This window comes from Anaerobiospirillum sp. NML120511 (genome assembly GCF_023050955.1).
In the GTDB taxonomy this organism is placed as follows: domain Bacteria; phylum Pseudomonadota; class Gammaproteobacteria; order Enterobacterales; family Succinivibrionaceae; genus Anaerobiospirillum.
This window is the reverse complement of record NZ_JALKIK010000005.1, coordinates 70,210-83,357: the sequence shown is the minus strand read 5'-3', so window position 1 is coordinate 83,357 and position 13,148 is coordinate 70,210. Positions and strand designations below refer to the sequence as shown.

The 13,148-nt window shown below is 51.5% G+C and carries 12 protein-coding genes and 1 pseudogene; 7 read left to right on the top strand and 6 right to left on the bottom strand.

Features of this window, described 5'->3' with window-relative positions; genetic code table 11:
• Positions 1-77: 77 nt before the first annotated feature.
• The 6 genes and pseudogenes from MXE39_RS02565 to MXE39_RS02540 form a co-directional block, all read right to left on the bottom strand.
• On the bottom strand, positions 78-1,397 hold the full coding sequence (locus MXE39_RS02565) for a hypothetical protein (protein WP_246976978.1): 1,320 nt from the start codon (positions 1,395-1,397) through the stop codon (positions 78-80).
• Between the two features lie 261 nt (positions 1,398-1,658).
• Positions 1,659-1,910 carry an STAS domain-containing protein gene (locus MXE39_RS02560; protein ID WP_246976980.1) on the bottom strand — a complete coding sequence of 84 codons (252 nt, stop codon included), beginning with the start codon at positions 1,908-1,910 and terminating at the stop codon, positions 1,659-1,661.
• A 274-nt stretch (positions 1,911-2,184) separates the two neighbouring features.
• On the bottom strand, positions 2,185-2,826 hold the full coding sequence (locus MXE39_RS02555; protein ID WP_246976982.1) for an ABC transporter substrate-binding protein: 642 nt from the start codon (positions 2,824-2,826) through the stop codon (positions 2,185-2,187).
• A gap of 382 nt (positions 2,827-3,208) precedes the next feature.
• A pseudogene (mlaD, locus tag MXE39_RS02550) lies at positions 3,209-3,697 on the bottom strand (outer membrane lipid asymmetry maintenance protein MlaD); the annotation flags it as partial.
• A 64-nt stretch (positions 3,698-3,761) separates the two neighbouring features.
• The gene (gene mlaE, locus MXE39_RS02545) at positions 3,762-4,535 is read right to left on the bottom strand and encodes a lipid asymmetry maintenance ABC transporter permease subunit MlaE (protein WP_246976984.1); all 774 of its coding nucleotides are present in this window, start codon (positions 4,533-4,535) and stop codon (positions 3,762-3,764) included.
• Positions 4,535-5,362, bottom strand: coding sequence for an ATP-binding cassette domain-containing protein (locus tag MXE39_RS02540; protein ID WP_246976986.1), 828 nt, complete (start codon positions 5,360-5,362; stop codon positions 4,535-4,537). Before MXE39_RS02540 ends, mlaE begins: the two co-directional genes overlap by 1 nt.
• 1,204 nt (positions 5,363-6,566) lie before the next feature.
• Here MXE39_RS02540 and MXE39_RS02535 point away from each other — a divergent pair.
• The 7 genes from MXE39_RS02535 (at position 6,567) to rpoN (ending at position 12,664) form a co-directional block, all read left to right on the top strand.
• Entirely contained in the window at positions 6,567-7,535 is a 969-nt protein-coding gene (locus MXE39_RS02535; protein WP_246976988.1) for a KpsF/GutQ family sugar-phosphate isomerase, read from the top strand.
• Positions 7,536-7,603: 68 nt separating this feature from the next.
• The gene (locus MXE39_RS02530) at positions 7,604-7,768 is read left to right on the top strand and encodes a hypothetical protein (RefSeq protein ID WP_247073753.1); all 165 of its coding nucleotides are present in this window, start codon (positions 7,604-7,606) and stop codon (positions 7,766-7,768) included.
• Positions 7,769-7,791: 23 nt separating this feature from the next.
• Positions 7,792-8,427: an HAD hydrolase family protein gene (locus tag MXE39_RS02525; protein WP_246976989.1), complete on the top strand. Its 636-nt coding sequence runs from the start codon at positions 7,792-7,794 to the stop codon at positions 8,425-8,427.
• A gap of 601 nt (positions 8,428-9,028) precedes the next feature.
• On the top strand, positions 9,029-9,595 hold the full coding sequence (gene lptC, locus MXE39_RS02520) for an LPS export ABC transporter periplasmic protein LptC (protein WP_246976992.1): 567 nt from the start codon (positions 9,029-9,031) through the stop codon (positions 9,593-9,595).
• Positions 9,576-10,100 carry a lipopolysaccharide transport periplasmic protein LptA gene (lptA, locus tag MXE39_RS02515; protein ID WP_246976994.1) on the top strand — a complete coding sequence of 175 codons (525 nt, stop codon included), beginning with the start codon at positions 9,576-9,578 and terminating at the stop codon, positions 10,098-10,100. Before lptC ends, lptA begins: the two co-directional genes overlap by 20 nt.
• Before the next feature lie 70 nt (positions 10,101-10,170).
• Positions 10,171-10,896, top strand: coding sequence for an LPS export ABC transporter ATP-binding protein (gene lptB, locus MXE39_RS02510; protein WP_246976996.1), 726 nt, complete (start codon positions 10,171-10,173; stop codon positions 10,894-10,896).
• Positions 10,897-10,915: 19 nt separating this feature from the next.
• Positions 10,916-12,664 carry an RNA polymerase factor sigma-54 gene (gene rpoN / locus MXE39_RS02505; protein WP_348647405.1) on the top strand — a complete coding sequence of 583 codons (1,749 nt, stop codon included), beginning with the start codon at positions 10,916-10,918 and terminating at the stop codon, positions 12,662-12,664.
• Positions 12,665-13,148 lie beyond the last annotated feature (484 nt).

The following is a 13,148-nucleotide window of genomic DNA, read 5'->3' as shown; positions in this document are numbered from 1 at the left end:
GACAGCCATGGTCAGGGCAATGGTCATGGCCATGTGCCTGGGCATGGCAGGGGCATGGCTATGGACTTGGGCATGCGCTACATTTTGTCGGTGTAAGTAAGCTTGCGTGACTCACGCCAGTACAGCTGCCAGGAGTTAACCACATTCTGCCAGAGGATATAGCAGCCCGGAGCAATGGATGCAGCAGGGGTCAGATAGGCCAGGGTGATCCATATGCCTATCACCATGTTCTTCTGGCCCAGAGCCTGACCTGCGGTAATGCGCTGGCCCTCAAGATGGCCTGTGAGTTTGCCAAAAGCAAACTGTATGGCTGTGAAGACCAGTCCCACCAGGGCAAGGTTGGTCAGAGTTTCAGAGCTCTGACCTGAGTTCATCATATTTGAGATGGCAGTTGCTGAAATGGTACTGAGGGTAAAGGCCCACAGATAGAAGTTAAACTCACGAAGACGGGTACAGATAAAGGTATTGAGTGGCTTTACCAGATAGCGTATTCCCTGAGCCAGAATCAGAGGCAGAACAATCAGAGGGAAAACACGGTTCATGATGATCATGAACTCCTGGAAAAAGCCATTCTGGGCATTGGCTGAGATAAGAGGAAAGATCAGAGGTATACCAACAGCTGCGCCCAGATTGCTAAGCAGGGTATAGGTGGTCAGTGATGACTCATCACCTCCGAGCTTGCCGGTGATAACTGCGGCAGCAGCTGCTGTAGGAGTGATAACACAGACAATAATACCCTCAAGCTCCAGACGATACTTTGCCTCACCCTCTGGCCAGTAAACCATCAACAGAGCAGTCAGGAAAGGCACACCTATCTGAAAAGTAATCAGGACAAGATGCCAGCGGCGCGGCTTCATACGACGCAGCTCCACCTTGGAAAAGGCCAGAAACAGCAGGGTAAAAATCAGATATGGCACCAGTCCGTCAAAGAAGTGTTTGATCGGGTATTTGATGGGCTGTAAAAAGCTCACATAGTGGAAGATGAAGTAGGTGCTCAGGCCCAGGCTGATGGAGATAAAGAGGATATTGAGCTTGATAAGGCGCATGATGCGCTGTCCGGCAGTCATGGTGGCAGGAGCAGCTGCCGTTGCAGCCGGTGCGGCGGATTGTGCCAGGGCTGGTTCTGCAGCCGATGCGGCGGATTGTGCCTGGGCTGGTTCTGCAGCCGATGCGGCGGATTGTGCCTGGGCTGGTTCTGCAGCCGGTGCGGCGGATTGTGCCTGGGCTGGTGCGGCGGAGGTGGAAGCGGCCGGAGCTGGTTCTGCAGCGGCTGCGCTTACGGAGGCTGCAGCTGCGGCGGAGCCGGTGCGCTGCGATGATGCAGCATCCTGTGCCGGTGGTACAGTCCTGTCAGGACTTGCAGACTCATGGTCCTGCAGCTTTTCTTCCCTGCTCATGTTTTTCTCCCGCCAATGCGCATTGTTTTGAGTTAAGGCCATGGTCCCTGATTCTTATCAATATCAGGCACCTGATAATCTGTGCTACATAATAGACCTGAAAGTCCGGAATTTTATGACAAAAAAAATCCTGGCCCGTGCCAGGATTGTGATTTCCATGCGCCATTGTGTGGCGCTCTGCCCTGAGTACATCAGGACCTGCCTGCACTGCACGGACTGCTTTACCGGGCAATGCAGTACAGCTGTCAGAACAACTTAATATCAGCGCTCAGCAATAACAAATAAAGGGCTGAGCTTGAAAGTCTTAATCAGTGACTTCACATTTTCTGAGGCATTGTAGACAGTAAGCCTGTTGCCATTGCTCTTGGCCCACTGAACCAGAAAGGCGATTCCTGAAGAATCAATCTCCTGATTATCCCTGAGATCAATTTCACTGCTCTTGAAAATCTCAGAGCGCTGCTCCCACAGCTGAGCCACTTCAACGTGGGTCATTTTCTTTACATCAATAGACATATTCAACATTACGCAAAGATAACGAAATAATCTGCATTCCCCGCACTTGCCTGCTTCTCCTGCACTCTGTGAGGTTAACGTGAACAGTTTGCTGTTAATTGCTCCATGGCAGGCGGCTGAGGTAATGCCCCTGTTCCGGGACGTATCGGCAGTTGAACCTGACAGCACCTGAACAGGGCTCAGCCCTGAACCGGCATACTCCTGTCGCTTACAGGCGCTGCCGGAACAGGGCTGAGATAGGGGTCTTTTTCAGGCACAGGACCATAAGACAGGCTTACTTGATAGCTTCGGTGCTGCCGGTCTGGTTGTGCTTGTTGATAAGGTCGGTAACGGCCTTGATGCCACGCTCACGGATAAGAGGGGAAAGCTCGTTTTCCTTGGCGGTCAGCATGGAGATACCCTCAGATACGAGGTCAAAGGCACGCCACTCACCGGTCTTGGTGTTCTTGCGCAGCTTGAATACCAGCTCCAGATCCTTCTTGCCTGCCTCACGAATGAGGAACTTGGCATTAACCTGGGTAGCAGAATCAGAAACCTTCTTGTACTCAGGAGCTACGAGATCCTGATTGTTGTACATTGCCAGAGCCTCGGCAAAAGAAGCAACGATGTACTCGGCAAAAGCGTCAACAAAGGCATCACGCTCAGCAGCAGAGGCCTTCTTGAGATTGGTGCCCATTACCTTGAAACCGGCATAACGGGTATCAACATAAGGGAGCAGATCGTTACGTACCAGATCCTTGCGGAACTTGACGTCAGAAATCTTGTCCTTGTTGGCCTTGAGCTTCTGGAAAGCGTTATCAGCGACGGCAGTTACCATCTTGTATGGATCCTTAAGATCCACATCGGCAGCCTGAACGGAGCTGACTGCAAATACAGATGCCATCATCAGGACGGCAGCGGCTAAAAACTTTTTCATTGGCGGGTCCTCGCATAGCTGTCAGGCTTGCTGACAGTATCAGGTTATCAGAGAAAACTTAGCTGGAAATTGTCCCGGACAGGATGCGCGGCATGGCTCATTTAAGGGATTGACTGAGCATTTGCGCCTGGTAATTGTCCGGTGACTGACTTTAAAAACGGCTGTACGCAGCCACGCAGCACGGCTGTCAAAGGTGGCAGTTGCTGCAGGCAGCGGCCGCCTTACGGCTGCTGCTGCCATGTGGCTGCTGCAGCAGCGGCTGCGGCTGACGGGATTAGGCGTCTGCGTCAACGCTGTCGGCAGCGTCCACAGCAGCCTGAGTCTGGGCAGCTTCCTCAGCGGCGCCCTCAGCATCGTCATCACCTGAGGCACCGGCCTTATCCTCAGCGTCGGCAGCATCAGCTACGCTGCTGTTGTACAGGAACTTGGAAATCAGATCCTCAAGCACTACGGCAGAGCCGGTATCGGTAATGAAATCACCGTCCTTGAGGTAGGTGGAGCCCAGCTCTTCATCATAGAATCCCGGAGCAATGGCAATGTACTGCTCGCCGATAATACCGGAGGTCAGAATGGAGGCCTTGGACTCGGAGGACAGGTTGTCATAGCGCTTCTGAATGGACATGGTCACAACAGGAACCAGGTCTTCCTTATCAAGGGAAATACCGTCAACACGGCCAATAACTACACCGCCAATACGTACCGGTGCACGTAACTTCAAAGAGCCGATATTGTCGAACTTTGCCTGAACGGTATAAGTGTCTGAAGAACTGTCCAGCACCAGACCGGCAACACGTAAGGACATGACTACGGCAGCACAGATGCCCAGCACCATGAAAAGGCCAACGCCAAACTCAATCTTGCTAAATTTCATCTAAAAATACCTCAGGTTGCCCGGTTAACCCCGGGAAACATGAATTACAGAAAACTTTTGGCCCTTAGAACATCAGGGCGGTAAGAACGAAGTCCAGTCCCAGCACAGCCAGGGAAGACTGAACTACTGTTGCCGTAGTGGCGCTGGAAATACCCTCGGAAGTAGGGCGGGAGTCATAGCCGTTAAACAGTGCAATCCATACACAGGCTATGGAGAAAATTACTGACTTGATCATCATGCAGCCCAGATCATCAAAGAGATCTACGGATGCCTGCATACCTGACCAGTAAGTACCGTCATCAAGACCCAGCCAGTCAACACCGACCAGCTTGCCGCCATAAATGCCTACCAGACAGAAAAGAATAGACAGCAGCGGCATGGAAATAACACCGGCCCAGAAACGGGTGGAAATAATACGACGCAACGGGTCAACAGCCATCATCTCCATGGAGGACAGCTGCTCGGATGCCTTGAGCTGACCAATTTCAGCGGTCAGCGCAGATCCGGCACGACCAGCAAAGAGCAGGGCTGTTACCACAGGACCAAGCTCACGGATAATAGCCAGAGCTACCAGAGGGCCCAGCGAACTGGTGGCCATGAAGTCCTTCAGGATGTTAAAGCCCTGCAGGCCCAGCACCATGCCGATAAAAAGACCTGATACCAGGATAATGACAATGGACTGCACGCCTACAAAATAGATCTGCTTGATAAGCAGGGGAAAGTGCTTGGCAAAATCAGGCTTACCTACCAGAGCGTGGTACATCATGATTGTGGAGCGACCAAGAGAGGTGACCTTGGAAATCGCATACCGGCCAAGCTGACCTACAAAAGTGAACATTACAGATCCTCTAAATAATCCTTTTCAGCCTTGAGATTAAAGGCATAAGGGCCATCGTAATCACCGTTAATGAACTGAACCACCTTTGGATCAGAGCTGTTGCGCACCTCATCAGGGGTACCTGAGCCGATAACACGACCGTCAGCCACAATCACAACATTATGGGCTATGGAAAGCACCTCCTGGACATCATGAGTAACGATGATGGAGGTCAGACCCAGAGAGGCGTTGAGTTCAGCTATAAGCTTGACCAGAACAGCCATGGTGATCGGATCCTGACCCACAAAAGGCTCATCGTACATGATGAGATCAGGGTCAAGAGCAATGGAACGGGCCAGAGCAGCACGGCGGGCCATACCACCTGAAAGCTCATTTGGTGAGAAATAAGCAGCACCACGCAGACCTACAGCCTCAAGCTTCATCATCACCAGATCGTGAATGAGAACCTCTGGAAGCCTGGTATGCTCGCGCAGCGGGAAGGCAACATTTTCAAAAACATTGAGATCGGTAAAGAGTGCACCGCTCTGAAAAAGCATACTCATGCGCTTGCGCAGCTCATAAAGCTCACTGCGCACCAGCTTGTGAACGTCAATTCCGTCAAAGTGAATAGTGCCGCTGTCAGGGCGCAGCTGGCCGCCGATAAGACGCAGCAAAGTAGTCTTACCGGTACCTGAAGGTCCCAGAATAGCGGTGATTTTTCCCCGGGGAACGGTAAGAGACATGCCCCTGTAGATCTTGCGTCCACCATAGGAAAAGTGCACGTCCTGGACATCTATCAGAACGTCCCCGGCACTTTCCTTACGTGCATCACCTTTGATATCCAGCATAATGCTTTCCACGCAACTGTCCTGCATACTCACAAACAGATCTGCACCATGAGGCAGACTCATGAGCCCTGGCAGGAAGACTTATATCAATCAGTCTCCTCTTTTCAAAGAGACCATACAAACCGGGAATACTCCCGGAAAATCTGATAATCAAAACCCGGCAGCCATGCCCCAAAAAGCCGCCGGCAAGCACACTGACAGCGCTTCACAGTACCATTGCTGTCAGCAGTGCGCCTTATATTGCATGCCATATTCAGTGCGCACTGTTGCGAGCACAGCTGCGCAACGCATGTCGCACGAGGGGGCATCAGTTTGAAATATAAAAAATCCTTTACAAAACCGAAAATACAGCTTTAGCCAAAAATCATGACAGAACAATATGGTCTGAAATGCATGCACCTCTGTGCACTCAGCTCTGACAGACAGTCTGATGCTCTGCATCAGGCACAGCGCACAGTCTGCAATTGTGTCTTAAGGCCCGTCCTCATTTGCTGCCATGTATTCTGCATTGTTCTCAGTCATAATCTCAGCGTGCAGTCTGTACGTCGTTGCTTTGCTGATATTGGCTGAGTCAGAAATGTATGAGCAAAAGTTTTGTGTATGTGGTCCCGGGCCGTGCCGTACTTGACTGTGGCCGCTGTCAGGTCTGCAGCAAGTATACAGCCCTGATTCTGGGGTAAGAATAAGACTCACGTCTATATTAAGCTCATCGAGAACAGACCTGAGCATATGGGCCATAGTATTGATGGCATGATTGCTTGTGGCTTATGGCTTATGGCTTATGGCTCATGGCTTACAGCCTTGCGGCTTTATGAGCCTTTGAGGACCTTTGGCCTTTCAGCCTGATTTATGGTCCTCTTGATGTTTGGTCTGACGGGCTGGTGGGCTGGTGGCCTTATGCGCATAATGAGCAGTATTACGCAATCTGTTGATGTAAGCCCGGTTCGTGGGCTGCGATTATAGCGCACAAAATGCGGCTGGAACCTGGGATAAAGCTGCTGTTGACATCAGCAGAGCAGCCTTGTTATTTGATGTCTGTTTGCGGCTATATTACTCATTTAAGGCCACAGTTAATTCTGTGAATATTATAATGGGGCGCTTCCGGACGGTGGCAGAGACTTCCGGACGGACAAAGCTTAGCATTATAAACCCGGGGCGATAAAATGTATTCCCGGCATGAGCATTTTAATTTGAGGCGGAAGTCATGTTTAAAGAGACTTGTATTAAGGCTGGTCAAAGGGTGCTGAAAGAAGAGGCTGAAGCCATTCTGGAGCTGGTACCATCAATTGATGACAGCTTTGTCAAAGCCTGCGAACTGCTGATCAACTGCAAAGGCAAGGTGATTTTAACCGGTGTGGGCAAATCAGGTCATATTGCCACCAAGATAGCCTCTACCATGGCTTCAACAGGCACCCAGTCATTCTTTGTTCAGGCTGGCGAAGCCGCTCACGGCGACCTTGGCATGATTGGCGACAGCGATGTGGTTATCGCTATCTCCAACTCAGGTGAAGGTTCAGAGCTCAAGCTGATGATCCCTCTGCTGCGCCGTCGCAGCATTCCACTTATCGCCATTACCGGAAAGATGGAATCATCCCTGGCCCGTGCCGCTGATGTGGCCCTTAATGCCCACGTAAGCAAGGAAGCCTGTCCTTTAAACCTTGCTCCTACCTCAAGCTCTACAGCTGAACTTGCCATTGGTGACGCTCTGGCCATTGCCCTGCTCGAGGCCCGTGGCTTTACTGAAAGAGATTTTGCCATGTCCCACCCAGGCGGTGCACTGGGCCGCCGTCTTCTGGTTCGCTGCCGTGACATCATGCACACAGGCGATGAAATACCAGTGTGCTCAGAAAAGGTCACCATCAAGGAAGCATTGCTGGAAATGACAGCCAAGAACCTTGGTGTGGTAGCCGTGGTAGATGAGGACATGCACTTCAAGGGCGTTTATACCGACGGCGATCTGCGCCGTACCCTGGAAAAGGAAGTGTCAGTTCATGACAGCCTCAGCGCCGTAATGACTCACGGCGGCGTAAGCGTTGCCCCTGACTGCCTGGCTGCCGATGCTCTGAACATCATGCAGCAGAAAAAGATTTCTGCCATGATAGTGCTCGATGAAGATGGCCGTGTAACTGGCGCCTTTAACATGCACGATCTGCTGCGCGCAGGACTGGTCTAATCCTCCGGACGCCAGCTGGCTCAGCTGCCCTGCTGCGCTGGCACTGCGCCCCCAGCTGTCCGCCTGCAATGATGCGCCAGCTCTGCGGCGCGAACGTCATGCTGCACGCCAGCTCTGCCGGCCATGATGAGCAAGTACTGCTGGCAGCTGCCATGGCCGCGCAGGTGGCGGCCGGCAGCATGCAGAGCCTGAACATGGCTTTTTGTTGCCCGTCGGCCATAAGGCCGGCCTGAAATGTAAGTAAGGAGACTGACTGATGAGTAAAGAATGCTGTAATGCTGGAGACAACTGCACTGAGCAGGCTCCGCTGGTTACCTTCTATCAGACCATTGATGCCTCCGTGGCTGCCAGACTTAAGAACATCAGACTGGTAGTATTTGATGTCGACGGAACCCTGACCGAAGGCGGCATTTTCCTTGATCGCGGTGAAAATGAGCTCAAATGCTTCAACTGTCAGGACGGTATGGGTATAGCCCTGCTCAATAAGGCAGGCATTGAGGTTGCCATCATTACCGGACGCAACTCTCCTCTTACCGAGCGTCGTGCCCGTGAGCTGCGCATTGCCCACATCATTCAGGGCTCTCATGACAAGGCCACAGCTCTGGCTCAGATCTGGGAAAAAACCGGCCTCAGCTCCCTGCAGACAGCCGTTATGGGCGACGATATCAACGATATTCCTCTGTTTGATAATGCCGCCATCAGTGCCAGCCCGTCAGATGGCTATCACTACATGCTCTGTAAAGCCGATATCAGACTGACACGCCGTGGTGGCAAGGGTGCCGCCCGCGAGCTGTGCGATCTCATTTTGATGGCTCAGGGCCATGTGGGCACTGACGGCCGTCCAGACCTGCTGCTGGGCAAAACAGGCGATGACAAACCCACAGCCCAGTAAACACCTGCAGCACTGCCTGCCGGTCTTGCTCCTGCATCGGTACCGGCTGCTCAGCGACTGCGGCCCCAGGGCAGCCGGTGCAGCTGAGGCTGCGGGCTAAGGGCTAAGGGTTCTGCAGGTGCAGATACAATACAAAAGGGGGACGTTAGCATAACGTCCCCCTTTTGTTATTTTCGGAAGCATAAAAACACAATTCAAAAGCTCTTACAGGAGCAAAATTGAAGTCGTATGACGAGTTGGGTGGGGTTTTGAGCCTGAAAAGAGCATAAAGAAAAGGTGATGAGGATCAAGTATCAGCAAGTTCAAAAAATCGCATTAAAGCTGATATTTATCGTGTTTAGATGAATTTCAGGCATGGTGGGGTCAATTTTATTTCCCAAATTAAGGCAAATTCTGGGCCAAAAATTTGTCAAATTTAGCTAGAATAGTGACCTGTTGGAGAAATATGAACCATCCTGTCATATCACGAGGATGAGACTGAAAATCACGGTCGGTTATCATAAGGAGCCCATTTTTATGCGGGCCATGTCCCATTTGCCGTGCAGCTCACCTTACAGCTCCTGTTTTTCTGTTCTTTACCTGTACTCCAGGAGCAGCATCAATGAGCGTTACTCTCAGATCTATTATCATTGCCGCCCTGCTGTCCATTGTAGCCGGACTCATGTACCGCTACTCAGCACTGACAGGACAGCTGAGCAATGCCGAAATTCAGGTACGCTACCCTACCTTCGAAGCCCGTGACTTCACTGCCGAGGTATACACGGACAAGGGTACTATTACCCACAGCATATTTGCCCACAGTGTAAGTTTTTACAAAAACCGTGATCTGGTAAGGACCACCGGTCTTATAGGCTTTTTCTACAATAACGAGAAGAACAATGTCTCCCAGGGCTGGCAGCTCAGGGCCGACCAGGGAGAGGTTATATTTAACAAAAAGGCCTCACTCCACGGCAATATCCGTATGACGCCCAACTTTCCTACGGCTGCCATCAAGGAAATCACTACCCCCTATGTCTACTTTGACATGGAGAAGAATGTAATCAGTTCGACATCGAAAATTACCATCAAAGGTCAGAACTTCGTTAATGAAGGATCGGACTACTCAGTGGATCTCAACCGCAAGACTTTTGTGATCAAGGACAGACCTCATGCAGTTTATTACCCATAGCAGCAGGGTTATTTTGGCTGCCGCCGTGTTAAGTCTGAGCCCGGCCTGGGCTCTTAAAAGCGATCATACTCAGCCTATCAACGTTCAGTCAGTAGAGCAGAGTGCTGATCTTCAGGCCAATAAACTGCTGTTTTCCGGAGACGTGGAAGCCACCCAGGGCTCAATCAAACTCAAGGCAGACAAGGTAGAGGTAACACGCAGTCCCAAGGGGGCGCTCAAGTCCATTGTGGCTTACGGCAACCCGGTCACCTTTGAACAGAAACAGGATGACGGACGCGTTATAAAAGCCCGCGCCAGTACGCTGAGCTACATTCCTGAGGAAACACGCATTGTTCTGGCCGGCCGTGCCTCTATCTGGCAGGGTGAGTCGCGCATGACAGGCGAGCGTATCGAATATAATATCAGCACTCAGAAAATGAGAGCATCAAACAACAACAGTCAGGGCGGACGCGTCTCAAGTACCTTCGTACCTGCTGATTTTTCCAGAGATAAGAACAAACAGTAAGGACCCTTCCTGAAAGCCCGCTCCGCCTAAGGTCAGCGGGCCTCATAACCTGTTACAAGAAAGGTCGTTTATGAGTCTCCTTCAAGCCAATCACCTCAAAAAAACCTACAAGGACCGTGTGGTGGTCAATGATGTAAGTCTGAGCATCGAAAGTGGCAGTGTTGTCGGTCTTCTTGGACCAAATGGCGCCGGTAAAACCACTTCTTTCTACATCATTGTGGGCATTATCTCTACAGAAAACGGCAATGTGACCATCGATGACGTCGATATCACTCACATGCCCATGCACAAAAGAGCCCAGGCAGGTCTTGGTTACCTGCCGCAGGAAAACTCCATTTTTCGCAAACTTACCGTTGAGGAGAATCTCCTCAGTGTAATGGAGCTGCAGAAAAAGCAGAGTCGTCTTGAAATGCAAAAGCGCGTAGACGAGCTGCTTGAAGAATTCCATATCGAGCATATCCGCAAGAGCTCAGGTATGGCCCTGTCAGGCGGCGAGCGCCGCCGCGTGGAAATTGCCCGCGCCCTGGCAGCCAACCCGAAATTCGTCCTGCTGGACGAGCCTTTTGCCGGTGTTGACCCGATATCAATTTCCGACATCAAAGATATTATCAAGCACCTGAGAGACCGTGGCATTGGCGTGCTCATCACTGACCACAATGTCCGCGAGACTTTAGACGTATGTGCCAAAGCTTATATAGTGAACGCTGGAGAAATTATTGCCCAGGGTACGGCACAGGAAGTACTGAACAACAAGAAAGTTCAGGAAGTCTACTTGGGTAAGAACTTCTCTTTATAGGATCAGAACCATGGCCGGTTTGAGAAACTCGCTCCAGTTAAGAGCAATCCAGACCCATACTTTAACCATGACACCGCAGCTGCAGCAGGCTATCCGTCTTCTGCAGTTATCAACTCTTGATCTGCGTCAGGAGATTCAGCAGACCGTTGAAACCAATCCCCTTCTGGAGATTGACGAGTCCATTGCCAATGCCAACCTGGAGTCTCTTGATGCCATGGCTGAGCGTGAGCGCATGGAGAACGACAGTGAGGTCTATGACCCGTTCAACGACGATGCCTCCTTCCAGGGTGCTGATATCGACATGGCCGGCTATGACGGTAAGAGCGAAATTGCCTCGGTAAATGAGCTTATGGGCAGTGACAGCACCATGCGTGGCAGCAGCAGCATCGAGTACGCTCCTGATCACGATGGTGGCGGCGATTTTGATGACTTCTCATCTGCTGACCATAATATGGCAGCTGATCTGGCAGCTATGGGCGATTACAGCCAGGTAACTGATACCGGTGGCGGTGACCTGCCGGACAAACTTGCCATGCCTGAGATCGATCCGGGCAGCACCTCCACTCAGGAGAATCTTGATAATCTGAGCCGTGAGGACAATTACAGCGCCCGCACCCGCAGCAAGGGTGCCGTAATGGACGATGACGGTGCCTACGAGGGCGAAACTCAGATCAATCTGCACGATCACCTGACCTGGCAGCTCGACTGCTCTCCGCTTAAGGGCCGTGACCGCTATATTGCTGAAGTTATCATTGACGGTATTGATGACTCAGGATATCTGACTGAAAGCCTTGATGATCTGCTCGCTCTTATCAATGTCACCTGGCCAGAGGCCACCATTGATGACGTCAATATCGTCCTCAAGCTTATTCAGAACTACGACCCTCTGGGTGTAGGCGCCCGCTCCGTACAGGAGTGTCTGCTCATTCAGCTCAAGGATCTGATGACCCGTGATCATAGCGAAGAGGTACGCATGGCCAATGAAGTGGTCTCCAAGTACCTTGATCTGCTGTCCAACCACGATTACCGCTCCCTTTGCTCCAAGCTGGGCGTCAAGGAAGATGTCTTAAAGAAGGTCAATGACGTCATTGTGTCCCTGACTCCACGCCCGGGACGCACCGCCATCAGAGAAAAGGCTGATTACATCGTGCCTGATGTGCTGGTAGTAAAGGACAAGGACGGAGATTACGACGTTATTCTCAACCCTGATGCTCTGCCACGTGTGCGCCTTAACGAGCAGTACCGCTCCCTTGCCTGCTATGCCCGCAATGAGCGCGAAAAGGAGTTCTTCAAGTCCAATCTGCAGGAGGCCAACTGGTTCATCCAGAGTATGGCCAAGCGTAATGACACTCTGCTTAAGGTAGCCCGCTGTATTGTTGACCATCAGAAGGCTTTCCTTGATTATGGTGAACACCGTATGGAGCCGCTGGTGCTCAATGATATTGCCCAGGAAATCTCCATGCATGAGTCCACCATTTCCCGTGTGACTACAGAGAAATATCTGTACACCATGCGTGGTACTTTCGAGCTCAAGTACTTCTTCTCCAGCCACGTAAGCACTGAAAGCGGCGGTACCGCCTCCTCAACTGCTATCCGTGCCGAGATCAAGTCCCTTGTCAGCAGTGAAAATCCGCGCCGTCCATACTCGGACAACCAGATTGCCAGCCTGCTCAAGGAAAAAGGATTCTGCGTAGCCCGCCGTACCATTGCCAAATACCGTGAGGCCCTGGGTATTGGCTCATCCTCACAGCGCAAGCGTCTGGTATAAATCCCGACCTGCCATCCTAAAAACAAAGAGCGCCTTTATGGCGCTCTTTGTTTTTGGTGGCTGCCTGATCCGGCTGCCACCCCTTGTACCAGCTTTGCCCGCTGCGCTCATACTCAGGCTAAGGCTATGGGTACATACTATGACCAATGAAGCCTGCTCTGCCCTATGGGCACCTGCCCCCTATGCAGACTGCTGTGCCTGGCAGGCACCTGCTCTGACCGGACTGGTGCAGACTGCTCTGTTTTGGAGAGCACCACTGTATTTGCAGGAAAACACGGGAGCGCACTTCCTGGTCTGAGCCTGTTATCACTGCTGGTATAACTGGCATATCAAAGGCACAGTTGAGAGCCAAAAGGCGCAGCTGCGGGCCTCGTCAAAAGTTTCAGGCAATTTGACCATATTGAGACATACATCAAATCTTGCGAACATATTTGTACACAAGGTGCTTATTTTGGTTAATATGGACTTACAGGTTGCAATACAC